Here is a 25,839-nt window from a genome sequence, read left to right on the forward strand (position 1 = left end):
TCCGTCAGGTGATTGCATTCCGCAATCGCTTGGGTGGTACTGTAATCACAACTGGTTGTATATTGCAATCAGAAGTTCGAGATTTTCTTTGCGCGAGAGGAGCACCGCATGCGTGATGAGGGACGCTCGGGCTGTCCGATCAACGCGACCATCGAGGTGATCGGGGACCGGTGGACTCTGTTGGTGCTGCGCGACTTGATGTTCGGCAACCGCAGGTATTTCCGCGAGATGCTGGCCGGGTCCGAGGAGGGTATCGCGTCGAACATCCTGTCCGACCGGCTCAAGCGCCTGGTCGCCGCCGGTCTGCTCAGTCGCGAAGACACCCGCCCCGGGCAGAAGGCCGAGTACCGGTTGACCGAGCCCGCTATCCAGCTGGTGCCGATCATGGCCCAGCTCGGCGCCTGGGGGTTGCGGCACCGGCCGACGACCAAGCATCTGCGCGTGCGTGCCGAGCTGCTGGAGGCCGGTGGGCCGCAGCTGTGGGGTGAGTTCATGGACGAACTGCGCGAATCCCATCTGGGCACTCCGCGTCCCGATCCGACCGGGCCGAGGGCTACCGAACGTCTAGCGCAGGCTTACGCCGCCGCGGTAGCCGAGTCGTAGCGCGGCGATATTCCGGGGGATGTCTCGAGCGGCATTCCTGGTGATCGACCTGTGATGTGCGGCGCGCGATATTTCATGCCATCAAGTGGCTCGATGTGCGAGTGGGCGGTGTTTGTCAGAGTTCGGATCGAGCGCGAGAGGTGTGCCGATTCTCAGACGATTGCCATATTTCTCTCAGGAATTCGCAATGTGGGTCCTTTGCCGGAGTAATTATGGGCGTTGAAAATCTGCCCTGACCTGGTAGTGGGATGTTTCGGCAGCTCAGGATGCTTATGGACGGTCGTCCAGCTCACAATCTGTGAATAAATGTAGTCTGCGTCACATTGTTGTCGAATTCCGTAACTGGATTAGTTCTGGCCCCGATGTCCATTGTGTTGGCCAGCAAGGCTGGATTTCGCTCGACGAGAGGCAAGAAATGATCCCCGTTATCATCGACACCGGTAGCGCCGCACTGGACGGCCTTTTCAGCACTGGTAGTGCGGCTCTGCACGGCATCTTCAGCACCCTGTGGACCGGTTCCTTCGGCGGCTGAGTAGATATGACGGTCGATTAACTCGACTTCCAGCAGGCCCCCAGGCGCTCGGCGCCGGGGGCCTGCTGCGTTGTCCGGCGAGTCGATCGAGGAGCGACCGCCGCGCGGGCCTGTCGATCGCACTGACGGCAGCCGACTGCTGGGGTGCGGACGGTGCCGAAACCTCGACCACTAAGCTGATCGGCGGTAATTGCCGACCCTTTCTCCCCAGGAGTACTCCACCGTGAGCCAAGCAGGCCGTCCTGTTGTTCTGATCGCCGACAAGCTCGCCCAGTCGACCGTCGACGCGCTCGGTGACGGTGTCGAGGTGCGATGGGTCGACGGCCCGGACCGCCCGGCGCTGCTCGCCGCGGTCCCCGAGGCCGACGCGCTCCTCGTGCGCTCCGCCACCACGGTCGACGCCGAGGTGCTCGAGGCGGGTAAGAACCTGAAGATCGTCGCGCGCGCAGGCGTCGGCCTCGACAATGTCGACGTGCCCGCGGCCACCTCGCGCGGTGTGATGGTCGTCAACGCGCCGACCTCCAACATCCACACCGCCGCCGAGCACGCCGTCACCCTGATGCTCGCCGCCGCGCGCCAGATCCCGGCCGCCGACGCGACCCTGCGTGAGCGCACCTGGCAGCGCAGCAAGTTCAACGGTGTCGAGATCTTCGACAAGACAGTCGGCGTTGTCGGCCTCGGCCGCATCGGCCAGCTGTTCGCCGCGCGTCTCGCCGCCTTCGAAACCAAGATCGTCGCCTACGACCCCTACGTGTCGCCCGCCCGCGCCGCGCAACTCGGCATCGAGTTGCTGAGCCTGGACGAGCTGCTCGAGCGCGCCGACCTGATCTCGATGCACCTGCCGAAGACCCCGGAGACCAAGGGCATCATCGGCAAGGAAGCCATCGCCAAGACGAAGCCGGGCGTGATCATCGTCAATGCCGCCCGCGGTGGACTCATCGACGAGCAGGCGCTCGCCGATGCCATCATCTCGGGTCACGTGCGGGCCGCGGGCCTGGATGTTTTCGAGACCGAGCCGTGCACCGACAGCCCGCTGTTCGAGCTGCCGCAGGTCGTGGTGACACCTCATCTCGGCGCCTCCACCTCCGAGGCGCAGGACCGCGCGGGTACCGATGTCGCCAAGTCCGTACTGCTGGCGCTGGCCGGTGAATTCGTGCCGGGTGCCGTGAACGTCACCGGCGGCTCCGTCGGCGATTCCGTCGCGCCGTGGCTGGACATCGTGCGCAAGCAGGGCGCGTTGCTCGGTGCGCTGTCCAACGAGCTTCCGGTCAGTCTCGAGGTTCAGGTTCGCGGCGAGCTGGCCTCCGAAGAGGTTGCGGTGCTGGAGCTTTCCGCGCTGCGTGGCGTCTTCTCGGCACTCGTCGAAGACCAGGTCACCTTCGTGAACGCACCGGCGCTCGCCAAGGATCGCGGCATCAGCGCCCAGGTGACCACGGCGTCGGAGAGCCCGAGCCACCGCAGCGTTGTCGATCTGCGCGCGGTGTTCGGTGACGGCAGCACGCTGAACGTCGCGGGCACCCTGACCGAGCCGCAGCAGGTCCAGAAGATCGTCAACATCAACGGCCGCAACTACGACCTGCGTGCCGAGGGCCTGAACCTGGCCATCCTCAACTACGAGGACAAGCCGGGTGCGCTCGGCAAGATCGGTACCAAGCTCGGTGAGGCCGGGATCGATATCCTTGCCGCCCAGCTGAGCCAGGATGTCGACAAGGAAGGCGCCACCGTCGTCCTGCGGGTCAACCGCGAGGTCGCCGCCGACGTCCAGGCCGCCATCGCCGAAGCGGTCGGCGCCGCCAAGGTTGTTCAGGTCGACCTGTTCTGATCGGCAGGCCGGTGCTGAATTGATAAGGGTCGGCCTGGCCTCATGTTGAACCACGTTGCGCGCCGTCACCTCTCGTGGCGGCGCGCAACGCATTAAACAGCTCGCCGTGAAACCCGGCGACGCCGGTGACCGGCAAAACTGAATGGAGCATTGTTGTCATGAAGCTTGCTGTCATCCCCGGCGACGGAATCGGCCCCGAGGTCATTGCCGAGGCGCTGAAGGTGCTCGACGTGGTCGTGCCCGGTGTCGAGAAGACGCAGTACGACCTGGGCGCCAAGCGCTACCATGCGACCGGCGAGATTCTCCCGGATTCCGTGCTGCCCGAGCTCAAGCAGCACGACGCGATCCTGCTCGGTGCGATCGGCGACCCCTCGGTACCCAGCGGTGTGCTCGAGCGCGGGCTGCTGCTGCACACTCGTTTCGCGCTGGACCACCACGTGAACCTGCGGCCGTCGAAGCTGTACCCGGGTGTTACAAGTCCCCTGTCGGGCAACCCCGATATCGACTTCGTCGTCGTGCGTGAGGGCACCGAAGGCCCGTACACCGGCACCGGCGGCGCCATCCGCGTGCAGACCCCCCACGAGGTCGCCACCGAGGTCAGCACCAACACCCGCTTCGGCATCGAGCGCGTCGTGCGTTACGCCTTCGCCAAGGCGCAGGCCCGTCGCAAGCACCTCACTCTGGTGCACAAGACCAACGTCCTGACCTACGCGGGTTCGCTGTGGCAGCGCACCGTCGACGAGGTCGCCACCGAGTTCCCCGACGTACAGATCGCCTACCAGCACATCGATGCCGCGACAATCCACATGGTCAACGACCCCGGCCGCTTCGATGTGATCGTCACCGACAACCTCTTCGGCGACATCATCACCGACCTGGCAGCCGCGGTCAGCGGCGGCATCGGCCTTGCCGCGAGCGGCAACATCGACGCCTCGGGCACCAACCCGAGCATGTTCGAGCCGGTACACGGCAGCGCCCCCGACATCGCGGGTCAGTCCAAAGCCGACCCCACCGCCGCCATCCTCTCGGTCTCGTTGCTGCTCAACCACCTCGGCAACACCGACGCAGCGACCCGCATCGAAGCAGCAGTAGCCAAGGACCTCGCCTCGCGCACCGGCACCGCCTCCACCGTCGAGGTCGGCAACCGAATCGCCGCCGCAGTCTGACAACGCACCCAAGAGGCCCCGCGTCCGATTCCGGACGCGGGGTTCTTTTGCATCCGGCCCCCGCCTCCTTGCGCCGCGCGGCGAACTTCTCGAGGTCAGCCGATGTCGGGTTGTGTGCCCGGGTTCGGTCGCGCGGATTCGCGCTCGCCCACAGTCGGGCGGGCGCGAATCTTTCAGAGCAGCAGGGCTACTCGGTTCGGCGGTCGGCAGGTACCAATGGGATGGCGGCCACTGCTAGTACCGCCGCTGCCAAGTAGGCCGCGGCGAAGCCGCTTACGGTGATCAGAACGCCGAAGACCGGTGGGATCGCGGCCATGGCCAGGTTTTGGCCGGTGTTCTGGATGCCGAGCCCGCGACCGCTCCAGTAGGGGCCGGCGATTTCCGCGACGGCGGTGAAGGCAAGTCCGTTGTCGGCCACCGTGATTACCGATGCCGCGACCAAGAGCGGGATCGCTGCCCACCACGACTGCGTCCACGCGGTCAGGGCCAGGCCCGCCATGGTGAGCACGGCGGCGATGGCGACCGTCCGCAGCGGACGCAGTCGGCTGCCGACCCGATCCGACCAATGACCGGCGCCGATTCTGCCTAGGGCGCCCAGGATTTGGGTCGCGGTGACCAGTGCGCCCGCGGCCGTCAGCGACCAGCCGACGTCGCGATGCAGCCACAGCAACGCGAAAGTCCATACCGTGCCCTGAGGTACGCACAGCAGCACGGATACCGCGTGGATGCGCCACAGCGTGGAGTCGCCGCGATAGGGATTGGCCCGGTCGGCGGCTCTGCCTTCCGGCCGGGGCGGATCGACGATCCAGATCAGGCAGCCGATCGCGGCGACACCGGCCATGATGGCCGGAACCAGGATGGCCGCCGAAACCCCGTGTGCCGCAGCAACGGCGGGAACAGCCAGCGCGCCGACGCCGACGCCCAACGGCTGTGCGGTCTGCCGAATCCCCATCGCCAGCCCACGTCGATGCGGCGGAAACCAGCCGACGATGACCCGCCCGCTGGCCCCATTGGTACTCGCGGCGCCGACGCCACCCACGAACAACAGCGCACCCAGCGCGACATAGTTCGACGTTGTCGAGGCCGCGGCTCCAGCAACGAGCATCAGCACCGGCCCGCCGACCAGTACCTTGCGCTCGCCGATGCGATCGACGACATAACCCCAGGCGATCAATGTGCACACCAGCCCGACAGTGGGCATCGCCACCAATAGACCCGCGGTGGCAAGCGGCATGCCGCCCGCGGTCAGTGCGGGCAGCAGGAATGGAACGCCATGGACGAAGACCGCACTGGAGGACTGTGCGAATACACCGAGCCCGAGCATCGACCACCGCCGCACGTCGTGAATCTGCGTCACGGTAGCCATCGGCCTCACCTCGAAATCTCATAATGTGGAACACAATTCTCACCAAGTGAACTTGAAGTCTCACCGTACACCCGGTGAGGCGGGTGATCTCGGTTCCATGCTGTCGATCGGGTCACATCCCAAGGTCGCGACCGTCCCTACCGACACACCCACTCGCCACGACCCCGTATTCCGAGCGAAGCGAGACCAAGGTGGCCGCGAACACGCAGCGCCGAAGGCGCTGCCAAAGGACACCGCGCAAACCGGACACAATAGACTGCCGGGCATGCGTCTAGGTCGAGTTGCCAGTCCCGATGGGGTCGCTTTCGTCAGCATCGAGGGGGACGGAGGTGATGCCGTCGCCAAGGAGATTGCGGAGCATCCGTTCGGTACGCCGACGTTCACCGGCCGGAGTTGGCCGCTGGCCGATATCCGCCTGCTCGCGCCGATCCTGGCCAGCAAGGTGGTCTGCATCGGCAAGAACTATGCCGCGCACGCGGCGGAAATGGGCGGGGCCGCGCCGGAGGAGCCGGTGATCTTCCTCAAGCCGAACACCTCGATCGTCGGCCCGAACGCGTCGATCATCTTGCCGCCCAGCTCCTCTCAGGTCGACTACGAGGGCGAGCTTGCCGTTGTCATCGGGCGCCCGTGTAAGGACGTGCCCGCCGCCCGCGCCATGGACGTCGTGCTCGGTTATACCGCCGCCAACGACGTCACCGCTCGTGATCAGCAGCGTCACGATGGTCAGTGGACAAGGGGTAAGGGCTACGACACCTTCTGCCCGTTGGGTCCGTGGATCGAAACCTCTTTGGATCCATCGGATCTGGAGATTGTGACCGAGCTCGACGGCGAGGTCCGCCAGCGCAGCCGCACTTCGCTTCTGCTGCACGATATTCCGAAGCTCATCGAGTGGGTGAGCGCCGTGATGACGCTGCTGCCCGGCGATGTCATCCTCACCGGAACCCCCGAGGGCGTGGGCCCGATGCAGCCGGGACAGAACGTGTCCGTGACCATCGAAGGTATCGGGACGCTCACCAATCCCGTTGCCGCTAAACATCGTTAGCGACCGAAAGAGAGCCATGACTGAAGTACGGGTCCGCTTTTGCCCGTCACCCACGGGGACACCGCATGTCGGCCTGATCCGGACGGCGCTGTTCAACTGGGCGTACGCCCGCCATACCGGCGGCAAGTTCGTCTTCCGCATCGAAGACACCGACGCGGCACGCGATTCCGAAGACTCCTACCGTGCAATTCTCGACGCATTGCGCTGGCTCGGCCTGACTTGGGACGAGGGTCCGGAAGTCGGCGGCCCCTATGAGCCATACCGGCAGTCGCTGCGGCGTGATTTGCATCTCGATGTGGTGCAGAAATTGCTGGCGGCCGGTGAAGCGTACGAATCCTTTTCTACGCCTGAGGAAGTCGAGGCGCGCCACCGTGCCGCGAGGCGCGATCCGAAGCTCGGTTACGACAACTTCGACCGGGACCTGACGCCACAGGCAATCGAGGCCTACCGGGATGCGGGACGCCCGGCGGTGATCCGATTGCGGATGCCCGACGAGGACATCGTCTGGAACGATCTCGTGCGCGGGGAGACAACCTTCAAGGCGGGCATCGTGCCGGACTTCGCGCTCACCAGGGGCAATGGCGACCCGCTCTATACGCTGGTCAACCCGCTCGACGACGCGCTGATGAAGATCACCCATGTGCTGCGCGGTGAGGACCTGATTTCCTCGACGCCGCGGCAGATCGCCCTCTACGGCGCATTACGGCGAATCGGGGTCGCCGAGTTCACCCCCGAGTTCGGTCATCTGCCGTTCGTGATGGGGCAGGGCAACAAGAAGTTGTCCAAGCGTGATCCCGAGTCGAATCTGTTCGCGCATCGCGATCGCGGATTCATCCCAGAGGGTTTGCTGAATTATCTCGCGCTTCTCGGCTGGAGCATCGCCGATGATCACGATGTGTTCTCGATGGCAGAGATGGTTGCCGCCTTCGATATTTCGAAAGTAAATTCGAATCCGGCCCGTTTCGATCAGAAGAAGGCCGACGCGATCAACGCCGAACATATTCGGTTGCTGGAGCAAGGTGATTTCACTCACCGACTGCGTGAGTACCTCACCGAAAACAACCACATCGGCGCCGAAATCGACGAAAAAGTGTTCGCGGTAGCGGCCGGACTGGTGCAGACAAGAATCGTGGTGTTGGCCGACGCGTGGGATCTGCTGCGATTCCTGTTCGCGCCCGCGGATGACTTCGCGATCGACCCGGCCGCGGGTGCGAAGAATCTCGGTCCCGACGCCGAGCCGGTATTGCAAGCCGCTATTGCTGCGCTGGAGCCGTTGTCGGCGTGGTCGACTACCGCTATCGAGGAATCACTCAAAGCCGCGCTTATCGATGACATGGGGCTCAAACCGCGCAAGGCCTTCGCGCCGGTGCGGGTCGCGGTGACGGGTTCGCACATCAGTCCGCCGTTGTACGAGTCGCTGGAACTGCTCGGCCGAGAGGTCACTCTGGAGCGGTTGCGGTCGGCCCAGGGGTGGAGCGCAACGGTCGAATCTGAGCCGGTGTAGCCAAAAACGGGCGTTTGACCAGCCGATTTGTAGTTACCCGGGCGCTGTTTGGTACTCTCTTTCTCGGCCAGGAACAGCGGCCTCGGAGTCAGCCAGACACGAGGTCCAGCGCCCGGTGCTTTGGGGTATGGTGTAATTGGCAACACAGCTGATTCTGGTTCAGCCATTCTAGGTTCGAGTCCTGGTACCCCAGCGGAGATTGTTGTCGACTCGGTTCGCGGCCGAAAGATCAACAGCAACCGGCGATTTGGTCGCCGAGCTTCGGCCGGTTAAGCTAGCCGAGCTTCCACTGATCGAAAGATCATACGGATGATCACCACGAAAGTGGGAGATCAGTCCTGGCCCCGTCGTCTAGCGGCCTAGGACGCCGCCCTCTCAAGGCGGTAGCGCGGGTTCGAATCCCGTCGGGGCTACAACGCGTTGAAGGCTCATGCTCACAGAGAGCATGAGCCTTTCGCGTTTGGTATCTGTGCACTTCAAGGCACAAGCAAGGCCCTCCAGACCGGCTTCTGGAGGGCCTTTCGTGTCGGCGGGTCTAGCCGCTCTTGCGCCGGAACTCGCGCTTGTGGCTGGCGTTGCCCTGGGCCGACGAAGCCTTGGATCGGCCGTCCAGGTGATCGGACGCCTTGGCGGACTGCTGGTTCTTGCGATCCAGCACCTCCTTGAACTTGCGCTTCACCTCGTCGGCACTGCTGCTGTTGGAACTATCCGCTTCCGCCATCGCCTGCTCCTCGTCGTCGCGGCCGTGCACGTCGTCCGCTGGACGCGCGTGCAGGGCCGATTCGTGTCGAACCCTCTGACGCTAACGCGCTCGCACCGCCCTGTCAGGCGGAATTCGGTCGCGCCGCGCCGGTTGATCCCGGCCATGTGGCCAGGCTCTCAATGCCGCGGGGATCAGTCGAGTGCGTTGGCCGTTGTGCCGCCGAGCGGCAGTGCGGGCAGACCGAGCTTGCGATGGTCCCAACTGCGCACCCGTTCCGGCACCAGACGCACGGCGACGCGCTTGTGCAGCATCTGCTCGACGAAGGGGCGGACCTCTTCGCTATAGGGCCCGGTGTAGCGCTCCCACACGCTGACACCGACCGCGTACAGCTTGTCCGGGTCGTCGATGATCTCGGCGCGGCCTTCGATGGAGACGCCGCGCAGCGTGTCGTAGGTCTGGCCTGCCTCGAGCATGCAGGTGATCCGTGGGTCGCGGCGCAGATTGACCGCTTTCTGTGACTTGGCCTTGGTTTCGAACCAGATCTCGCCGTCGATCAGCGCGTACCACATGGCGATCAGGTGCGGTGCGCCGTTCGCGCCGATGGTGGCCATGGTCGCGATACGGCTGCGCTCCAAGAAGTCGGCTATCTCGGTGTCGGACATCACGATCTCGGCCCGTTGATTTGCTCCCATGGGGCAACTGTAGAGGCCACTTATTAGAACGTGTTACAGGCGCTTGTGTAGCGCTTCCGCTGCGGCGACCAGGTCTGCTGCCCAGCGGGCGCCAGGTCGCCTGCCCATGCGATCGATCGGCCCCGATACCGACACCGCGGCGATCACGGCGCCCGCCGTGTCGCGCACGGGCGCCGAGACGCTCGCCACGCCTGCCGCGCGTTCGGCGGCGCTCTGCGCCCAGCCGCGCCTGCGAACCTCCGCAAGCGCGCGCTCGCCGAAGACCGCGTCGGAAAGGATCGCGCGCTGTAGCTCCGGATCGGCCCATGCGAGCAGCACCTTGGCCGCGGATCCCGCGGTGAGCGGCAGCCTCGAGCCGATGGGGACGGTGTCGCGCAGGCCGACGTTGGGCTCCAGAGCGGCCACGCAGACCCGCGCGTGACCGTCGCGGGTGTAGATCTGGACGCTCTCCCCGGTGATCTCGCGCAATCGCGGCAGGACGACCGCAGCGGCCTCGTGTATCGGGTCGGTGGCGCCGGAGGCGAGCTCGGCGAGGGCGGGGCCCGGCCGCCACAGACCGTTGTTGTCGCGGGCGAGCAGGCGGTGCACTTCCAGGCCGACGGCAAGCCGGTGTGCGGTGGCGCGCGGCAGGCCGGTGCGGGTGCACAGCTCGTTGAGACCGCAGGGATGCTCGGCAACGGCGTACAACACCGACACCGCTTTGTCGAGGACGCCGATACCGCTATGCTGTCTCATAGAACGATACTAGCGTCCCGGATGCTGAGATCGCCAATGTTGATCGATCGGCATCGACGGCTCCTTCCATCCATGGACGTGGATATCCACAAACTTGTGCAGCCGGCGTCGCGCACTCAGCCCAGATCGCGCGAACCGGATGCTCGTCGGAAAGGGTGATCGAGAATGGCCGACCGCGCACTGACGCTGGCCGAGAAGGTGTGGGAGCAGCACGTCGTCGCTCGTGGCGAGGGCGAAGGCGCCGCACGTGAGCCGGATCTGATCTACATCGATTTACATCTTGTGCACGAAGTGACCAGCCCGCAGGCCTTCGACGGGCTCCGCGCGGCGGGCCGCCCGGTGCGCCGTCCGGACCTGACGATCGCCACCGAGGATCACAACGTCCCGACCATCGACATCGATCGGCCGATCGCCGACCCGGTTTCACGCACCCAGGTCGAAACGCTGCGGCGCAATTGCGCGGAATTCGGTGTGCGGCTGCACCGGATGGGCGATCTGGATCAGGGCATCGTGCATGTGGTCGGGCCGCAGCTCGGCCTGACCCAGCCGGGTACGACGGTGGTGTGCGGTGACAGCCACACCTCCACCCACGGCGCGTTCGGCGCGCTGGCGATGGGTATCGGCACCAGTGAGGTCGAGCATGTCCTTGCCACCCAGACGCTCTCGCTGCGCCCGTTCAAGACGATGGCGATCACCGTGGACGGCCGATTGCCGGACGGTGTCACGAGCAAAGACCTGATTCTGGCGGTTATCGCCGAGATCGGCACCGGCGGCGGTCAGGGCTACGTCCTCGAGTATCGGGGTGAGGCAATCCGCGCCATGTCGATGGAGGCGCGAATGACCATCTGCAACATGTCCATCGAGGCGGGCGCACGGGCGGGCATGATCGCTCCTGACGAGACAACCTATGAATTCCTCAAAGGTCGCCCACACGCCCCGCAGGAGGCCGACTGGGATGCCGCAGTGGCCGCCTGGGACGCGCTGAAGACCGACGAGGGTGCGAGTTTCGACGCCGAAGTGCATATCGACGCGACCACGCTGACGCCGTTCGTCACCTGGGGCACCAACCCGGGACAGGGTGCGCCGCTGGGCGCCACTGTGCCCGACCCGGCGCGGATTCTCGACGAGTCCGCCCGTGACTCCGCAGAGAAAGCGCTGCGGTACATGGATTTGGAGCCGGGTACTCCGCTTCGTGATGTCGCCGTCGATACGGTATTCGTCGGATCGTGCACCAACGGACGCATCGAGGATTTGCGAGCGGTGGCGGGGATTTTGAAGGGACGCCACGTTGCCGATGGCGTGCGAATGTTGGTTGTACCGGGCTCGATGCGGGTTCGCGCACAGGCGGAAAAAGAAGGACTCGGCGAGATTTTCACCGCGGCGGGCGCCGAATGGCGACAAGCGGGTTGCTCTATGTGCTTGGGAATGAATCCCGATCAGCTGGAGCCGGGGCAGCGGTGTGCGTCGACGTCCAACAGGAACTTCGAGGGCAGGCAGGGCAAAGGTGGCCGCACACACCTGGTTTCCCCGCTCGTAGCGGCCGCGACAGCGGTCAGGGGCACACTCTCCTCGCCTTCTGATCTGAACTGACCTGCCGTGGGGGAGAACCCGCGGCCGTATGCATCAATCTCGTCGCATGCGCTCGGATCAATCCCGTCGCCCGCCCAAATCGCCTACCGACCCAGGAGAATGAGTTATGGAAGCCTTCACTGTGCACAAGGGGATCGGAGTGCCGTTGCGCCGATCCAATGTCGACACCGATCAGATCATTCCCGCGGTGTACCTGAAGCGCGTGACCCGCACAGGATTCGAGGATGGTCTGTTCGCCGCATGGCGATCGGATCCGGACTTCATTCTGAACACTGAGCCCTACAACCGGGGAAGTGTGCTGGTGGCCGGCCCGGATTTCGGAACCGGATCCTCACGAGAGCATGCCGTATGGGCCCTGTCGGACTACGGCTTTCGAGTGGTCATCTCATCGCGCTTCGCCGACATCTTCCGCGGCAATGCGGGCAAGGGCGGTGTACTGGCCGCGCAGATGTCACAGAACGATGTCGAAATGCTCTGGAAGTTGATCGAGGAACAGCCCGGCATCGAATTGGTTGTAGACCTCCAAGCGCGCACAGTGACGGCCGGAACCGTCGTGTTGCCGTTCGATATTGATGACTACACGAGGTGGCGTCTGCTGGAAGGATTGGACGACATCGGGCTCACGCTACGGCGTAGTGACGCCATCGACGAGTTCGAAAAGGCAAGGCCAACTTGGAAACCCGCCACCCTGCCGGCCCGTATTTCGCAAGCGTAATCGCCCCGCGTAGATAGCTGTGCACCCCTAGGGGCGGTAGCTGGACGTGTGCTAAACCACATGAATTTTGGCGTGGCACATAGACTCTTGCCCATTGTGGGTTTACCGTGGTACCTAGTCGGTCCGACGACGGGCCATTAGTCTGCGGAGGATTCAATGAACAAGGCGGAACTGATCGACGTTCTGACCGAAAAGTTGGGTACGGACAGGCGCACGGCCACCGCGGCAGTCGAGCACGTGGTCGATACCATCGTGCGCGCCGTGCACAAGGGTCAGAGCGTCACAATCACCGGATTTGGTGTGTTCGAACAGCGGAAGCGTGCGGCTCGGGTGGCGCGGAACCCCCGCACCGGCGAAACCGTCAAGGTGAAGCCCACTTCGGTGCCCGCGTTCCGTCCGGGTGCTCAGTTCAAGGCCGTCATTGCGGGTAAGCAGAAGCTCACCGCGAGCGGCCCCGCCGTGAAGCGGGGCGCGAATGCGCCGGTAGCAGCAAAGAAAGCGGCTGCCAAGAAGACGGCGGCGAAGAAGACGGCGGCCAAGAAGGCCACCGCGACCAAGGCGCCCGCCAAGACCACGGCGAAGAAGGCAGCCAAGAAGGCACCCGCAAAGACCACCGCCCGCAAGACGACTGCGGTCAAGGCACCCGCCAAGAAGGCTCCGGCCAAGGCCGCAGCAGTCAAGAAGGCTCTGGCAAAGAAGGCTCCGGCAAAGAAGGTGACCGCCGCCAAGAAGGTGACAGCCGCCAAGAAGACAACGGCAAAGAAGGCGCCCGCCAAGAAGTCTGCGGCGAAGAAGGCTCCGGCCCGTCGGGGCCGCTGACGCCACGGCTCCATCCAAAACGGCCCCGGGTCTGCCCCCGGGGCCGTTTCGCTGTGTCAGGACCGGTACAGACGCCGTCAGGACTTCACAATGGCGTTCGAGAGTGAACGATCGAGGTGGTTCGCGGCGACGAGTCGTCCAGCCGCGAAGGACAGCACCCATGCGCTGCCCTTGCGATTGCGCGCCGACGGCAGGGTGACCCCGTCCCGGTCGGCCCACCACTTCAGCAGATCGGGAATTACTTTGCCCTGACTGCACAACACCCGCACCGCGTGATCGGAGACGAGTTCGCGGGCCCGCGCGCGGGCGGCGTCGGGCGCTGCGGCATAACCGGATTCGGACAGCAGCGGCTCGATGGCGATGCCCGCGCCGATCTTCTCGGCCAATGGCTCCACCGTCTGTACGCAACGTCGCGGTGGGGCCGAATAGACCTCGGATGCGCCGAACGCAAGCAGGTTCGACACCAGTGAATGTGCCTGGGCCTGTCCGGCCCGCTCCAGCGGCCGCTCGTCGTCCGGACCGTCGAATCGGGCGCTGCTACCCGCCTTCGCATGCCGCACCAGCAGCAGTGTGCTCGTGGCCGCCGGTAGCCGGATGAACGCGCGCAACACCTGCCGGTCCATGGGATAGGACAACTGTTCCATCACTCGGTCCAGCGAGTACCAGTTCAATACATCGACCTCGGAATTGGCGGCGAATTCACCCCGCGCGGCCTCGGCCGCCCAATAGTCGACGCGCTTGAGTTTGCGGTGCCCCGGAATGGGATAGGTGACATGCCCGAGGTAGCGGCCGAGCCGGCACTCCAGCCCGGTCTCCTCCCGCACCTCACGCACCGCGGCAAGCACTGGTGTCTCACCGGGATCCAGCTTGCCTTTGGGCAAGGACCAGTCCTGGTACTTGGGGCGGTGCACGACCGCGATCTCTATCACCCCGGAACCGTCGGCCGCCCTTCGCCACAGCACCGCGCCGGCTGCGTGAATGTTGGCTGTCACTCGGGGATCCCAGAACGGTCCCCCGTCCATCTCGTATCCCGTCGCGTCACTCACTGCTGATCTGGTCTCCGCAATCGCATGAGGAATTCTTGGTGGTCTCGTACCTGTTCGCTGTTCTCGCCCGCCTGTTGCGGTCTGGCGTGCCAACTGCCATCGGCCTGGAGTACCCAGCACCGCGTCATCGGATGCAGCGCGGAGTCGAACACCGCGCCCATCTGCTCGGTGAGCCGTGGATCCTTCACCTGGGCCATCACTTCCACGCGGCGATCGAGGTTACGGTGCATCATGTCGGCACTGCCGATCCAGTATTGGTCCTGGGCCTGGAAGTGCATGATCCGCGAATGTTCGAGGAAGCGGCCGAGAATCGAGCGGACCTCGATATTGTCGCTCATGCCGGGAACACCCGGTCGCAGCCCACAGATGCCACGCACCACGATCTGCACCGGCACGCCCGCCTGCGACGCGCGGTAGAGCGCATCGATGACTTGTTCATCGACGATCGCATTGGCTTTCAACCGAATTCGCGCCGGAATGCCTTGCTGTGCCAGCTCGGTTTCACGCCGGATCCGCTCGATGATTCCGGCCCGAACTCCTTGCGGCGCAACAAGTAAGTTGCGGTAGTTGGCTTTTCGCGAGTAACCGGTCAGCGAATTGAACAGGTCGGTCAGATCGGCACCGATTTCCGGTGCGGCGGTGAGCAATCCGACGTCCTCGTACAGGCGCGCGGTCTTCGGGTTGTAGTTTCCGGTGCCGATGTGGCAATAGCGGCGGATCGTCGCGCCCTCACGCCGCACCACCAGGCACGTCTTGCAGTGCGTCTTGAGGCCGATAAGGCCGTAGACCACATGCACCCCCGCCTGCTCCAGCGCCCGCGCCCATTTGATGTTGGCCTGCTCGTCGAAGCGGGCCTTGATCTCGACGAGCGCGACGACCTGCTTGCCCGCTTCGGCGGCGTCGATGAGCGAGTTCACGATCGGGGAGTCACCGGAGGTGCGGTACAGGGTTTGCTTGATCGCGAGCACCTGCGGATCGGCGGCGGCCTGCTCGATGAAGCGCTGCACGCTGGTGGAGAACGAGTCGTACGGGTGGTGCACCAAAACGTCGCCGTCGCGTAGCGCGGCGAACACATTGCGCGGGGTCTCGCGCTCACCGAAAGCCGGCGGGGTGGCGGGCACGTACGGTGCGTCTTTGAGGTTCGGCCGGTCGACGCCGTAGACCTGCATCAGGCACGACAGGTCGAGCAGTCCGGGCGCCTGGATGACATCACCCGCGTCGACCTCCAGCTCCCGCAAGAGCAGATCGAGCATGTGCTCGGTCATATCGTCGGAAACTTCCAGGCGAACCGGCGAACCGAAGCGCCGCCGCGCGAGTTCGCGCTCGAGGGCCTGCAGCAGGTCCTCGTCGCGGTCCTCGTCGACCTCGAAGTCGGCGTTGCGGGTAATGCGGAACGCGTGGTGCTCGACGACTTTCATGCCGGGGAACAGCAGATCGAGATGCGCCGCGATCAGCTCCTCCATCGGCAGGAACGCCCGAAGCGAGCCGGAATCGGTCCGCCGGACCCGAATGAATCGATCGACGTTGTCGGGCACCTTCACCCTGGCGAAGTGCTCGCCGCCGGTAACGGAATCCCGCACCGTCACCGCGAGGTTGAGGCTCAGCCCACTGATGTAGGGGAACGGGTGCGCAGGATCAACCGCGAGCGGGGTGAGCACGGGGAAGACCTGATCCTGGAAATGGCTGGAAAGACGTTGGCGTTCATCGTCGTCGAGATCGCTCCAGACGATGATGTCGATGCCCTCGGCGGTCAGGGCGGGCAGCACCGAATTGAGGAAGACGCGCGCGTGCCGGTCGGCAATCTCCTGGGCCCGCGCGGCGATCATCTCCAATTGCTCGCTGGGCGAGCGGCCGTCCGCCGAGCGCACCGAGAGCCCGGTCTCGGCGCGCCGTTTGAGGCCTGCGACGCGGACCATATAGAACTCGTCGAGATTCGACGCGAAGATCGCCAGGAACTTCGCCCGCTCCAGCAACGGCAGTGATTCGTCCTCGGCAAGGGCGAGCACCCTGGCGTTGAAGTCGAGCCAGCTCAGTTCGCGGTTCAGGTAGCGATCACGTGGCAACCGCTCGGCCGCCGAGTCCTCCGAGGGAGGTGTCGCGGCGGGCGGCGCCGTGGGAAGCAGCTGCTGCTGCTTGACAGTTTCCAGATCACTCACGTCACGATCATCCCTCACAAACTGGACTGTGTGGACCCGGACAACATGATTGATGTGAGCATCACCCCGACGTGGCGATCATCTAGCACACGTGTCGAACCTGCTCGTGAACGTGGTCTGGCCAGCCGATGTCGTAGAGGACAGCGCGCGTCGCGGCCCCGGCTCCGAGGTCGACTGCGAGGTCGAGATCGTCGGCGGTATCGACATCCAACCGCAACCCTGGCCAGTCGCCGCCCAGATCGGTCGCACCTGCGGCAATATGCCTGCGCGCGGAGTCGGGCCCGAAGCGGGGGTCGAGCGCGGCGGTGGCGTCGCGGACCAATAGCGCCGCGGTACCGGTGCCCGCATGGTCGACCACGATCGAGCGCACGCCGTGCGGCGCGGTCGTCAGCATGTCCGACAGTTCCGCCGCGCGCAAGGCGGGAAGGTCGGCTTGCAAGGCCAGTAGATCGATCGGGCCGTGCCGGTGCCGCAGCGCGACGGCGGCGTCGATCAGCGCGGTGTTCAGGCCGTCCGGATCGGCGGGGTCGATCGAGTCGCGGCGAGGCTCCGGGTGCACGGTAGCGCCGAGCGTGCGCGCCAGGTCGGCGACCGCGGGATCGGGGGTGACGACGGTGACCGACACGACCTGCGGCGCGGCGGCCGCGGCGGTCACGGTGTCGGCGAGCATGGCGAGCACCAGCCGCGCCCGATGCTCCGGGCGCAGCCGGTCGGCCAGGCGGCTCTTGGCCCGGTCGAGGCTCTTCACCGCGATCACGGCGTGCACGGCGTGCGGACGCATGCGTTCAATCCTTCCATGGCATATTGGGCAGATGACGAGGGCGGCAGTACTGGGCGCGGGATCATGGGGAACCGCGTTCGCGAAGGTGTTGGCGGAAGCGGGAACCGAGGTCACGATCTGGGCACGGCGGCCGGAGGTTGCCGATGCGCTCGCAAACGATCATCGCAATCCGTTCTATCTGCCGGGCGTGCAACTGCCCGCGGTCGCGGCCACCGATGATCACGAGCGGGCCATCGACGGCGCGGAGATCATCGTGCTCGCGGTGCCGTCCCAATCCCTGCGCGGAAACCTCGAAAAGTGGAACGACGCGATCGGGAATGCGGTGTCGGATCACGACGCTTCGCTGCTGAGTCTGGCCAAGGGCATCGAGACCGGCACGTTGTTGCGCATGAGCCAGGTGATCGGCGCGGTCACCGGGGCGGACGAGCGCCGGATCGCCGTGCTCTCCGGTCCCAACCTGGCCAAGGAGATCGCCGCGGGGCAGCCCGCGGCCACCGTGATCGCCTGCACCGACGCGGCGCGTGCTGTCGCGTTGCAGCAGGCAAGTGCCACCGGATATTTCCGCCCGTACACCAACACCGACGTGATCGGCTGTGAGATCGGCGGCGCGTGTAAGAACGTGATCGCCCTGGCCTGCGGTATCGCCGCCGGAATGGGATTGGGCGATAACTCGATCGCCAGCCTGATCACCCGTGGGCTCGCCGAGATCATCAGGCTCGGGGTCGCGCTCGGCGCGGAGCCGGTCACCCTCGCCGGCCTGGCCGGTGTCGGCGACCTGGTAGCAACGTGTACCTCGCCGCTGTCGCGCAACCGGTCCTTCGGACATGTGCTCGGCGCGGGCGGGTCGATGGATGCCGCGCAGGAGGCCACTCATGGGCAGGTCGCCGAGGGTGTGAAGTCCTGCACATCGATTCGGGCGCTGGCCGTGGCGCACGATGTGGAGATGCCGCTGACGAATGCGGTGCACCAGGTATGCCACGAGGGCATTTCGGTCAGCGCGGCGGTCGGCACTCTACTTGGAAGGCGAATCAAGCCTGAATAGTTCCCGCAGCGCGCTGACCTCGAAGGCGTCCGGGTAGCAGGTTGGCGCGAGCAGGGCAACGGGTACGGTTCCGTGCATGACGAACCGGATCAGGGTGGCTGTGGTGTTCGGCGGGCGCAGTAACGAGCACGCCGTTTCCTGTGTGTCGGCCGGTAGCGTGCTGCGCAACCTGGATCCGGAACGGTACGAGGCGGTTCCGATCGGTATCACCACCGAGGGCAGCTGGGTGCTGGGCAGTTCCGATATCGCCGCACTCGGTTTCAACGGCGACAACGACCGCGCAACCGGAGCGAAGGCGGAGGTACGTTTACCGTCGGTGGACAGCACCGGCACCGCGCTGACCCTGGCCGCCGACCCGAGCCGATCCGGCGCGCTGGTCGCGCTCGACGATCCCAGCCTGGCATTGGGTTCGGTCGATGTGGTGTTCCCCATCCTGCACGGCCCATTCGGCGAGGACGGCACGCTGCAAGGCATGCTCGAGCTGACCGGTATTCCATATGTCGGACCCGGCGTGCTGGCCAGCGCGGCGGGCATGGACAAGGAATTCACCAAGAAGCTGCTCGCCGCCGATGGCCTGCCGATCGGCAACCAGGTGGTACTGCGGCCGGGCACCGCGACGGTAAGCGCGGACGATCGGGCCCGGCTCGGCCTGCCGGTGTTCGTCAAACCAGCGCGCGGCGGCTCCTCGATCGGCATCACCAAGGTGACCGACTGGACCGAGCTGGACGCGGCTGTCTCGACGGCACGCCGCCATGACCCGAAGGTGATCGTGGAGGCGGGCATCGTCGGACGCGAAGTCGAGTGCGGCGTACTGGAATTCCCGGACGGCCGGGTCGAGGCCAGCGTTGTCGCCGAAATCCGAATGCCGGACGCCGACACCGATGCCCCCGACTTCTATGACTTCGACACCAAATACCTCGACGACGTCTGCGAATTCGACGTCCCCGCCAAACTGGACGACGAAACCTCCGACAGCATAAGGGAACTCGCGGTCCAAGCCTTCCGTGCCCTCGACTGCCAGGGTCTTGCCCGCGTCGACTTCTTCGTCACCGCCGACGGCCCGGTCATCAATGAAATCAACACCATGCCAGGCTTCACCGCGATCTCGATGTACCCGCGCATGTGGGAAGCGACCGGAATCGACTACGCGTCCCTGGTTTCCACATTGATCGATACCGCGCTCGCGCGGGGCACCGGCCTGAGGTAGCGCGCAGGTCCGTGCGCGATGGGTAGCCTCGAATCATGCTGGTAGCAGTCACAATCCCGGGGCTGGCAATACTGCTGGTCGTGCTTTCTTTCGCCGAAATGACCTGGCGGAAGGTGACCGGGAAGTCGTTGGCGCCCTGGATGCGCGGTTCCGACCGGCCGCTCTCGGCGGTCGGCTTCGAACAGTTCGATGCCGTATTCGCGGCAGGACGGCACTATCAATTCGAGCAGCGACAGTCGACTCTCATGCATCGGGAGGACCTGGGGGACGGTGCGCCGGGCGGGTTCGATGTCAATTTGTCGTCCGGCAAGGCGAGATTGACCCCACCCCGGCCGGAGTGACCGAGCCGCGTTCGCTGTCGGGTCAGTTGGGCAGCGGGCCGGGATCGATTGCCCGGGGCGGGAGCTTGGCGGTGATGGTGTCCGAAACTCCTTGCAGCGGTGTCGGACCCGAGCCGTCGGGGATGGTCATGGCGATGTAGGTTTCGCGGTCGACGGCGAACCAGGTGCTTGCCTTGCTTGCCGGGTCACGGGCTTCGAACCATTGGACGCCGTTGACGATCTGTAGTGCTGAGGCGCGGTTGAATTCAAGCGGTCGGTCCAGGCCGCAGCGCAGCACGATCGGGTCGCCGCCGTCGCTGCGCTGCCAGGCACGCGTTGCGGGCGGAGCTGGTTCGACCAACTGGGATTTGGTGTAGTCGCCCAGTTCGACGGGCAGCTCGGGCAGCAGCGCGGTGCACGCGGTGCCGTCAGCGGCAGGAGCGGGGACCGGGCCCAGTACCAGTGGTTCGCGCTCGGTCGGTGCTTTGCGGGCGAGGATTGCGGCCACGAGAATGGCGACGATCAGCACGACGGGCAATGCCACCGCGGTCGCGATGAGCGCGGGTGGGTAGGGGCGAGCGTCCGAGGGAGGCTCGGCGTCGCCGTGGACTGTGCCGTTGCTATCGGCGTCGCCTACCGAGTCGCTGCTCGACACGGGGTTGTCGCCAGCTCGTTCGGAGGCGCTCCCCGACGAGTCGACCCCCGACGGATCTGCCTCCGACGGATCTGTCTCCGACGAATCCGCCGCCATGCACCGGTCCTTCCTGGTCGGGTTCGCGCCGGTCTGCGTGCCGCGCGGGTGTCCGCTGCGGGATGCTACGCACCGGCCCAGTAATGCTTGATTGCCCTGGAAAGAGTACCGTCGTTGCGATTCCAGCCAGCAGCATGTCGGAAAGGGACCGGTCATCAGCGAGAGCACGGGGCCGAGGACGGTGCGTGAGCTGGGGGAGTTCGCGCTGATCGAGCGGATCAATGCGGGCAGGGTGCAGGCGCGTGGGGTGCTACTCGGGCCCGGTGACGATGCCGCGCTGGTGGCGGCGCCGGACGGACGGGTCGTGGTGACCACCGACATGCTGGTGCAGGGGCGGCACTTCCGGCTCGATTGGTCCAGCCCGCACGACATCGGACGCAAGGCGATCGCGCAGAATGCCGCCGACGTGGTCGCGATGGGCGCGGTGCCGACCGCCTTCGTGGTTGCGCTCGGCTGCCCTGCCGACACCCCGCTCGAGGTGATCGACGGGTTGACCGACGGAATGTGGGCCGAGGCGGCAAGGGCGGGCGGTTCCATCGCGGGCGGCGACCTGGTGTGTAGCCCGCAGATCGTGCTCTCCGTTACCGCGTTCGGCGATCTGCGCGGGCGGCCACCCATTACCAGGGCGGGTGCCCGGGTGGGGGATACGGTCGCGGTCGCGGGACGTCTCGGTTGGTCGGCGGCGGGTCTGGCCGTGCTGACCGCGGCGGCCGATCCGACGGCCGACCTTTTTGCCGATGTGCTTGCGGCCCATCGGGTTCCACGGCCGCCGTATTCGGCGGTGCTGGATACGTTGTCGGACTCCGAGGGTGCGGGTGCCGCGGGCGTCGGTGCGCACGAGGAGCTGCCAGGTGACGGGGTACTCGGGGCGCACCATCAACCGACCCGGTCGGGCGGCGCGGTGTTCGGGTCGGGCGTCATCGGATCCGCCGGGCACCGTGGCGGGGTGGTGCCGAACGCGCTCACGGATGTATCGGACGGTTTGCTCGCCGACCTGGGGCACATTGCCGATGCGTCGAGGGTGGCTATCGATCTGCACTCGACGGCGTTGCGCGACGCGGCGCTGGAGGCAATCGCCGAAGAGCTGGATGCCGATGCGGCGCAATGGATTCTGACCGGCGGAGAGGATCACGCTTTTGTTGCCACTTGGCCGCACGAGCGGTTCTTGCCCGCGGGTTGGGTGCCGGTTGGGCGGGTGCTGGCTGGTCACGGGGTCACGGTGGATGGTGTGCCCCGGCCGGGCGCGGGAGGCTGGGAATCGTTCAGCGGGGTGGACTCGGCATCCGACGCGGAGACCGGATAGGTTGTCCGGTCATGGGCGCGAAACCATTGACAGAAATCATGGATCCGGGTTGGGCACGGGCTCTCGGACCGGTGGAAGAACAAATCTCGATCATGGGCGAATTCTTGCGCGCCGAGAATGCCGCGGGCCGCGGCTATCTACCGGCCGGCGAGAATGTGCTGCGCGCCTTCCAGCGTCCGTTCGACGCGGTGCGGGTGCTGGTTGTCGGACAGGACCCCTATCCGACGCCCGGACACGCGATGGGGCTGAGTTTCTCTGTCGCGCCCGATGTTTCGCCGGTGCCGCGCAGCCTGGCCAATATCTTCTCCGAATACACCAAGGACCTCGGCCACCCGACGCCGTCCTGCGGTGACCTGAGCCCCTGGTCGGATCAGGGTGTGCTGATGCTGAACCGAGTGCTGACAGTGTCGGCGGGCCAGCCGGCCTCCCATCGAGGCAAGGGCTGGGAGGCGGTGACCGAGCAGGCGATTCGTGCGCTTGTCGGGCGCGACGAGCCGCTTGTTGCGATTCTGTGGGGCAAGGACGCCTCGACGCTGAAGCCGACGCTGGCCGAGGCCGAGGTGCCCTACATCGAGTCCGCACATCCTTCTCCGCTTTCCGCGTCTCGCGGCTTCTTCGGTTCCCGCCCGTTCTCCCGAGTGAACGAACTGCTCGACGAACTCGGTGCGGAACCGGTGGACTGGCGCCTGCCCTGATTTCGGGCGCTGACGAAAAAACAAGTAGAGGAGCTCTATTAATGCAGACCAGAACTGTCCGCGGCGCATTGCGTGCCGCTACCGCCACCCTGGCCCTCTTTGCGGCCTTGGCAGGCGGGATCGCGGCGGCAAGCGCGGCGCCGCTGGCGCTCGAACCCGCCGTGGCCGCGGACACCACCATTTCGGCCCCGATCGGGGAGGAAATGACCTCCAGCGGATCGTCCACCATCTCGTCTTCGGTGAACGCGACGGTCGCGTGCTTGCTCCAGCGCACTCTGAGCGCGTCGGGCAAGTGGGACTGCTGAAGTCCCATTCACCGGGGCTCGATTAAGTCCTGAGATTTACTGTGCGATCCTCGGATCGTGAGTAATGCGAACAATCTTCTCGATCCGCTCCGGCTCCGGCTGTACGGGTCGGGCGGAATCGAGCTGGCCGCCGACCAGTTCGGCCCGGTGGACGGCCCGCTCGTCCTGTTCCTCCACGGTGGCGGGCAGACCAGGCACTCGTGGAAGCAAACGGGTGCGAAGCTGGCCGCCGCCGGGATGCGGGTCGTCACCCTTGATGCCCGCGGTCACGGCGATAGTCAGTGGGCGCCCGACAGCGATTACCGGCGCGAAACGATGGTCGCCGACCTGGTTTCGGTCCTCGAGCAGTTGGGCGCTCCTGCCGTCGTGGTCGGCGCGAGCATGGGCGGGATCACTGGACTACTGACCACCCGGGCCTCCGGCGGCGCGGCGATCAGCGCGCTGGTTCTGGTCGATATCGTCACCCGCCCCGAGCACGACGGTGTCGCGCGGGTTATCGACTTCCTCGGCAAGCACCGCGACGGTTTCGACACCGTCGAGCAGGCGTCCGATGCGGTCGCCGAGTACATGCCGCACCGTGCGCGACCCAAGAATTTCGACGGTCTGCTGCGGAATCTGCGCGAGCGGGACGGCCGCTGGTACTGGCACTGGGATCCGGACATGTTGAGCAATCGTGTCGAAGACGCGACGGACATGACCGAAGAGATGGAAGCTGCCGCGGGCGCACTGACCATCCCGGTGTTGCTGGTGCGTGGCATGAAGTCCGATGTCGTCAGTGCCGAGGGCGCCGCCGCGTTTCAGGAATTGGTGCCGCACGCTCAGCTGGTCGAAATCGGCGGCGCGGCGCATACCGCCGCCGGTGACGACAACGACGCCTTCACCGACGCCGTCGCGAATTTCGTCTTGACGTCCCTGTCCTGACCGTGAGGGCAAGGCGAACCTCGGCCTTCGTTCCGGCCGTGCGCGAGTGCGAACCTCGGCCTTCGTTCCGGCTGTGCGCGAGTGCGAACCTCGGCCTTCGTTCCGGCCCTGCGCGAGTGCGAACCTCGGCCTTCGTTCCGGCCGTGCGCGAGTGCGAACCTCCGCCTTCGCTCCGGCCGTGCGTGTTCTGCGGACGGACTTCGTCCGGCTGCTCCCATCAGGTGTAGTTGGGCTTGCGCTTCTCGACGAATGCGTCGACACCCTCGCGCCCGGTTTTGCCGTTCGCGGCCGCGGCGATGGCATCGCGTTCGTAGTCGAGCTGATCGCTCAATGTTGCCGAATTTGATTGCGCCAGTAGAGATTTGATGCTTGCGTAGGTCGATCGCGGTCCGGCGGAGAGGGTTCGGGCCAGGTTCAGTGCCTCCGTGCGCACGTCCTCGTCGGCCACCAGACGGCTGAGAATGCCGAGGCGGACGGCGGCGTCTGCGTCGAGAACCGCGTCGGTGAGCAGGATTTCGCGGGCCCGCCCAGCGCCGACGATGCGCGGCAGCGTCCACGACATGCCGCCGTCGGGGCTCAGCCCGATACCGGGGTAAGCCGGGCGCAGCTTGGTGCTCGGGCCGCCGAGCGCGATATCGGCGAGGCAGACCAGGCTCATCCCCGCGCCCGCCGCCCAGCCTTGGACCCCTGCGACGACCGGAACCACAGTCTCATCGAGCGCCACGACGAACTCGTGCAGATCCGTTGCGAGAGCGTGGATATGCGCCGCGCGATCCTCGGCTGCCGCGAAGCCGCGCACATTGCCGCCAGCGCAGAAATTCGCACCGGTCCCGGTCAACAACACCGCACCGACTTCGGAATCGAGCTTTTGTAATGCCGCTGTGCCCGCGTTGATGCCGGCGAAATCCATGGAGGTGCCGTTGGCGGAGGTGGCGATGGTGATCTGTAGCACGCCGTCGACGATGGTGACGTACTCGGTCTCGAAGGTCATGACAGCACCTTAGGCGTACCTCCGCCTCTCGCTCCGCCATGCGTAGAGTTCTCGAGGACGGACTTCGTCCGACAGCGCTCATTCAGCGTGCGGAAATCGCACCATCCGAACCTCGATCGAGGGGGTGAATGCCTCGATCCGACGAGTGCCGTCGAGTTCGAATCCGTACTTGCGGTAGAAGCTGTGTGCGCGCGGATTCTGCTCGAACACCCACAGCGAGCACGGTGTCATCGGGGCAATGGCGGTGCGGATCAGCTCGTGCGCGACGCCGGTGCCGTACCACGGGGTCAGGACGTACATCGCGTTCAGTTCGATGGCCGGCACCGCGGGCCGGTCGCGGGTCGGGCCCGCGCTCGCGAATCCGATCACCTCGTCATCGACGAGCGCGACATGGGTACGCCCCGGGTATGCGACCCTATTGCGTTCCCACTGTGCCGCGCGTCGGTCTATGTCGAAGGCGTCGAGCACGTGAGCGGGTACAAGATCCCGGTAGGCCTCGCGCCAGCAAGCGATGTGGCACTCGGCCAGGCTATGAGTGTGCTCGGCGGCGAGTGGAACGATCTGCCACGGGGTCATGGTCACCATGCTCGTCGAACTACCCTATCGATGACTACGCCCCGGACACCCAAAGGGTGCCGGGGCGTGCGTCGGTATGGTGCGGCTGAATCAGCCGCGGGCGACCTTGCCCGCCTTGAGGCAGGAGGTGCACACATTCATGCGACGGGTGTTACCCGGCGCAACCTGGGCGCGAACGGTCTGGATGTTCGGGTTCCAGCGACGGTTGGTACGCCGGTGCGAGTGCGAGACCGACTTCCCGAAGCCGGGGCCCTTGGCGCAGACGTCGCAGACGGCAGCCATAGTCGCGAACTCCTTCGTGTCATGTGAGGACCGCTGCATTACGGCAGCATGTCCGGAAACAATGTCAAATGCCCTGCCGACTGATGTCGGCCAGCGCAAACCGGCGACGGCCGCGCGAGGCAACCCTGCAAGATTAGCTGCACGGCCCCCGATCCGCCAAACCGGGCGGCAGGA

At 65.6% G+C, this 25,839-nt stretch carries 26 protein-coding genes and 2 tRNA genes; 17 read left to right on the forward strand and 11 right to left on the reverse strand.

What is annotated here, in order from left to right; genetic code table 11:
• Positions 1–108 precede the first annotated feature (108 nt).
• The 3 genes from ACLMAJ_RS16520 to ACLMAJ_RS16530 all read left to right on the forward strand — a co-directional run bounded on the left by ACLMAJ_RS16520 (position 109) and on the right by ACLMAJ_RS16530 (position 4,123).
• The gene (locus ACLMAJ_RS16520) at positions 109–603 is read left to right on the forward strand and encodes a winged helix-turn-helix transcriptional regulator (RefSeq protein WP_412014583.1); all 495 of its coding nucleotides are present in this window, start codon (positions 109–111) and stop codon (positions 601–603) included.
• Between the two features lie 755 nt (positions 604–1,358).
• On the forward strand, positions 1,359–2,957 hold the full coding sequence (gene serA / locus ACLMAJ_RS16525; RefSeq protein ID WP_412014584.1) for a phosphoglycerate dehydrogenase: 1,599 nt from the start codon (positions 1,359–1,361) through the stop codon (positions 2,955–2,957).
• A gap of 158 nt (positions 2,958–3,115) precedes the next feature.
• Complete coding sequence (locus tag ACLMAJ_RS16530) at positions 3,116–4,123, forward strand: 3-isopropylmalate dehydrogenase (RefSeq protein WP_412014585.1); 1,008 nt, start codon at positions 3,116–3,118, stop codon at positions 4,121–4,123.
• A gap of 187 nt (positions 4,124–4,310) precedes the next feature.
• Here ACLMAJ_RS16530 and ACLMAJ_RS16535 read toward each other — a convergent pair whose 3' ends face one another.
• Entirely contained in the window at positions 4,311–5,489 is a 1,179-nt protein-coding gene (locus ACLMAJ_RS16535; protein WP_412014586.1) for an MFS transporter, read from the reverse strand.
• Positions 5,490–5,754: 265 nt separating this feature from the next.
• On the opposite strand from ACLMAJ_RS16535, the gene ACLMAJ_RS16540 reads away from it, so the two are divergent.
• The 4 genes from ACLMAJ_RS16540 to ACLMAJ_RS16555 all read left to right on the forward strand — a co-directional run bounded on the left by ACLMAJ_RS16540 (position 5,755) and on the right by ACLMAJ_RS16555 (position 8,448).
• Positions 5,755–6,531 (forward strand): fumarylacetoacetate hydrolase family protein, encoded by a 777-nt coding sequence (locus ACLMAJ_RS16540; RefSeq protein WP_412014587.1) that lies wholly within the window; start codon positions 5,755–5,757, stop codon positions 6,529–6,531.
• A gap of 16 nt (positions 6,532–6,547) precedes the next feature.
• A complete protein-coding gene (gltX, locus tag ACLMAJ_RS16545; protein ID WP_412014588.1) occupies positions 6,548–8,035 on the forward strand; it encodes a glutamate--tRNA ligase in 1,488 nt (495 codons plus the stop codon).
• A 121-nt stretch (positions 8,036–8,156) separates the two neighbouring features.
• A tRNA-Gln gene (locus ACLMAJ_RS16550) sits at positions 8,157–8,228 on the forward strand.
• A gap of 147 nt (positions 8,229–8,375) precedes the next feature.
• Positions 8,376–8,448 (forward strand) — tRNA-Glu (locus ACLMAJ_RS16555).
• Between the two features lie 122 nt (positions 8,449–8,570).
• On the opposite strand, the gene ACLMAJ_RS16560 is transcribed toward ACLMAJ_RS16555, so the two are convergent.
• The 3 genes from ACLMAJ_RS16560 to ACLMAJ_RS16570 all read right to left on the reverse strand — a co-directional run bounded on the left by ACLMAJ_RS16560 (position 8,571) and on the right by ACLMAJ_RS16570 (position 10,165).
• On the reverse strand, positions 8,571–8,756 hold the full coding sequence (locus ACLMAJ_RS16560) for a DUF5302 domain-containing protein (protein WP_412014589.1): 186 nt from the start codon (positions 8,754–8,756) through the stop codon (positions 8,571–8,573).
• 173 nt (positions 8,757–8,929) lie between these two features.
• Complete coding sequence (locus ACLMAJ_RS16565; RefSeq protein WP_412014590.1) at positions 8,930–9,430, reverse strand: PPOX class F420-dependent oxidoreductase; 501 nt, start codon at positions 9,428–9,430, stop codon at positions 8,930–8,932.
• A gap of 33 nt (positions 9,431–9,463) precedes the next feature.
• Positions 9,464–10,165, reverse strand: a complete 702-nt coding sequence (locus ACLMAJ_RS16570) for an IclR family transcriptional regulator (RefSeq protein ID WP_412014591.1) — start codon at positions 10,163–10,165, stop codon at positions 9,464–9,466.
• A 165-nt stretch (positions 10,166–10,330) separates the two neighbouring features.
• Between ACLMAJ_RS16570 and leuC the strand changes: the two genes are divergently transcribed.
• The 3 genes from leuC (at position 10,331) to ACLMAJ_RS16585 (ending at position 13,289) form a co-directional block, all read left to right on the forward strand.
• Positions 10,331–11,755 (forward strand): 3-isopropylmalate dehydratase large subunit, encoded by a 1,425-nt coding sequence (gene leuC / locus ACLMAJ_RS16575; RefSeq protein WP_412014592.1) that lies wholly within the window; start codon positions 10,331–10,333, stop codon positions 11,753–11,755.
• Positions 11,756–11,861: 106 nt separating this feature from the next.
• The gene (gene leuD, locus ACLMAJ_RS16580) at positions 11,862–12,470 is read left to right on the forward strand and encodes a 3-isopropylmalate dehydratase small subunit (RefSeq protein WP_412014593.1); all 609 of its coding nucleotides are present in this window, start codon (positions 11,862–11,864) and stop codon (positions 12,468–12,470) included.
• Positions 12,471–12,626: 156 nt separating this feature from the next.
• Positions 12,627–13,289, forward strand: a complete 663-nt coding sequence (locus tag ACLMAJ_RS16585) for an HU family DNA-binding protein (RefSeq protein ID WP_412014594.1) — start codon at positions 12,627–12,629, stop codon at positions 13,287–13,289.
• 77 nt (positions 13,290–13,366) lie between these two features.
• Here the strand turns inward: ACLMAJ_RS16585 and ACLMAJ_RS16590 are convergent, their stop codons facing one another.
• From ACLMAJ_RS16590 to cofC, 3 genes are all read right to left on the reverse strand, one after another.
• The gene (locus ACLMAJ_RS16590; RefSeq protein WP_412014795.1) at positions 13,367–14,311 is read right to left on the reverse strand and encodes an NUDIX hydrolase; all 945 of its coding nucleotides are present in this window, start codon (positions 14,309–14,311) and stop codon (positions 13,367–13,369) included.
• 20 nt (positions 14,312–14,331) lie between these two features.
• Positions 14,332–16,491, reverse strand: coding sequence for an RNA degradosome polyphosphate kinase (locus ACLMAJ_RS16595; RefSeq protein WP_412014595.1), 2,160 nt, complete (start codon positions 16,489–16,491; stop codon positions 14,332–14,334).
• 82 nt (positions 16,492–16,573) lie between these two features.
• Positions 16,574–17,272: a 2-phospho-L-lactate guanylyltransferase gene (gene cofC, locus ACLMAJ_RS16600; RefSeq protein ID WP_412014596.1), complete on the reverse strand. Its 699-nt coding sequence runs from the start codon at positions 17,270–17,272 to the stop codon at positions 16,574–16,576.
• 31 nt (positions 17,273–17,303) lie between these two features.
• On the opposite strand from cofC, the gene ACLMAJ_RS16605 reads away from it, so the two are divergent.
• The 3 genes from ACLMAJ_RS16605 to ACLMAJ_RS16615 all read left to right on the forward strand — a co-directional run bounded on the left by ACLMAJ_RS16605 (position 17,304) and on the right by ACLMAJ_RS16615 (position 19,862).
• Positions 17,304–18,314 (forward strand): NAD(P)H-dependent glycerol-3-phosphate dehydrogenase, encoded by a 1,011-nt coding sequence (locus ACLMAJ_RS16605; protein ID WP_412014597.1) that lies wholly within the window; start codon positions 17,304–17,306, stop codon positions 18,312–18,314.
• 76 nt (positions 18,315–18,390) lie between these two features.
• Positions 18,391–19,521: a D-alanine--D-alanine ligase family protein gene (locus ACLMAJ_RS16610; protein WP_412014598.1), complete on the forward strand. Its 1,131-nt coding sequence runs from the start codon at positions 18,391–18,393 to the stop codon at positions 19,519–19,521.
• A gap of 35 nt (positions 19,522–19,556) precedes the next feature.
• A complete protein-coding gene (locus ACLMAJ_RS16615) occupies positions 19,557–19,862 on the forward strand; it encodes a DUF6191 domain-containing protein (protein WP_412014599.1) in 306 nt (101 codons plus the stop codon).
• 22 nt (positions 19,863–19,884) lie between these two features.
• Here ACLMAJ_RS16615 and ACLMAJ_RS16620 read toward each other — a convergent pair whose 3' ends face one another.
• A complete protein-coding gene (locus ACLMAJ_RS16620) occupies positions 19,885–20,592 on the reverse strand; it encodes a DUF3515 domain-containing protein (RefSeq protein WP_412014600.1) in 708 nt (235 codons plus the stop codon).
• 181 nt (positions 20,593–20,773) lie between these two features.
• Here ACLMAJ_RS16620 and ACLMAJ_RS16625 point away from each other — a divergent pair, with 181 nt between their 5' ends.
• Genes ACLMAJ_RS16625 through ACLMAJ_RS16640 form a run of 4 tightly spaced genes read left to right on the forward strand, consistent with a single transcriptional unit; the run spans position 20,774 to position 23,816 of the window.
• The gene (locus ACLMAJ_RS16625; protein WP_412014796.1) at positions 20,774–21,895 is read left to right on the forward strand and encodes a thiamine-monophosphate kinase; all 1,122 of its coding nucleotides are present in this window, start codon (positions 20,774–20,776) and stop codon (positions 21,893–21,895) included.
• Positions 21,896–21,906: 11 nt separating this feature from the next.
• Positions 21,907–22,590, forward strand: a complete 684-nt coding sequence (locus tag ACLMAJ_RS16630; protein WP_412014601.1) for a uracil-DNA glycosylase — start codon at positions 21,907–21,909, stop codon at positions 22,588–22,590.
• Positions 22,591–22,631: 41 nt separating this feature from the next.
• On the forward strand, positions 22,632–22,895 hold the full coding sequence (locus ACLMAJ_RS16635) for a hypothetical protein (protein ID WP_412014602.1): 264 nt from the start codon (positions 22,632–22,634) through the stop codon (positions 22,893–22,895).
• 57 nt (positions 22,896–22,952) lie between these two features.
• A complete protein-coding gene (locus ACLMAJ_RS16640) occupies positions 22,953–23,816 on the forward strand; it encodes an alpha/beta fold hydrolase (RefSeq protein ID WP_412014603.1) in 864 nt (287 codons plus the stop codon).
• A gap of 217 nt (positions 23,817–24,033) precedes the next feature.
• Here the strand turns inward: ACLMAJ_RS16640 and ACLMAJ_RS16645 are convergent, their stop codons facing one another.
• The 3 genes from ACLMAJ_RS16645 to rpmB form a co-directional block, all read right to left on the reverse strand.
• Complete coding sequence (locus ACLMAJ_RS16645) at positions 24,034–24,807, reverse strand: enoyl-CoA hydratase/isomerase family protein (RefSeq protein ID WP_412014604.1); 774 nt, start codon at positions 24,805–24,807, stop codon at positions 24,034–24,036.
• A 78-nt stretch (positions 24,808–24,885) separates the two neighbouring features.
• Positions 24,886–25,383, reverse strand: coding sequence for a GNAT family N-acetyltransferase (locus tag ACLMAJ_RS16650; protein ID WP_412014605.1), 498 nt, complete (start codon positions 25,381–25,383; stop codon positions 24,886–24,888).
• Between the two features lie 90 nt (positions 25,384–25,473).
• Positions 25,474–25,665 carry a 50S ribosomal protein L28 gene (rpmB, locus tag ACLMAJ_RS16655; protein ID WP_039799620.1) on the reverse strand — a complete coding sequence of 64 codons (192 nt, stop codon included), beginning with the start codon at positions 25,663–25,665 and terminating at the stop codon, positions 25,474–25,476.
• Positions 25,666–25,839 lie beyond the last annotated feature (174 nt).

The sequence above is a fragment of the Nocardia arseniciresistens genome (genome assembly GCF_046764875.1).
GTDB classification, from domain to species: domain Bacteria; phylum Actinomycetota; class Actinomycetes; order Mycobacteriales; family Mycobacteriaceae; genus Nocardia; species Nocardia arseniciresistens.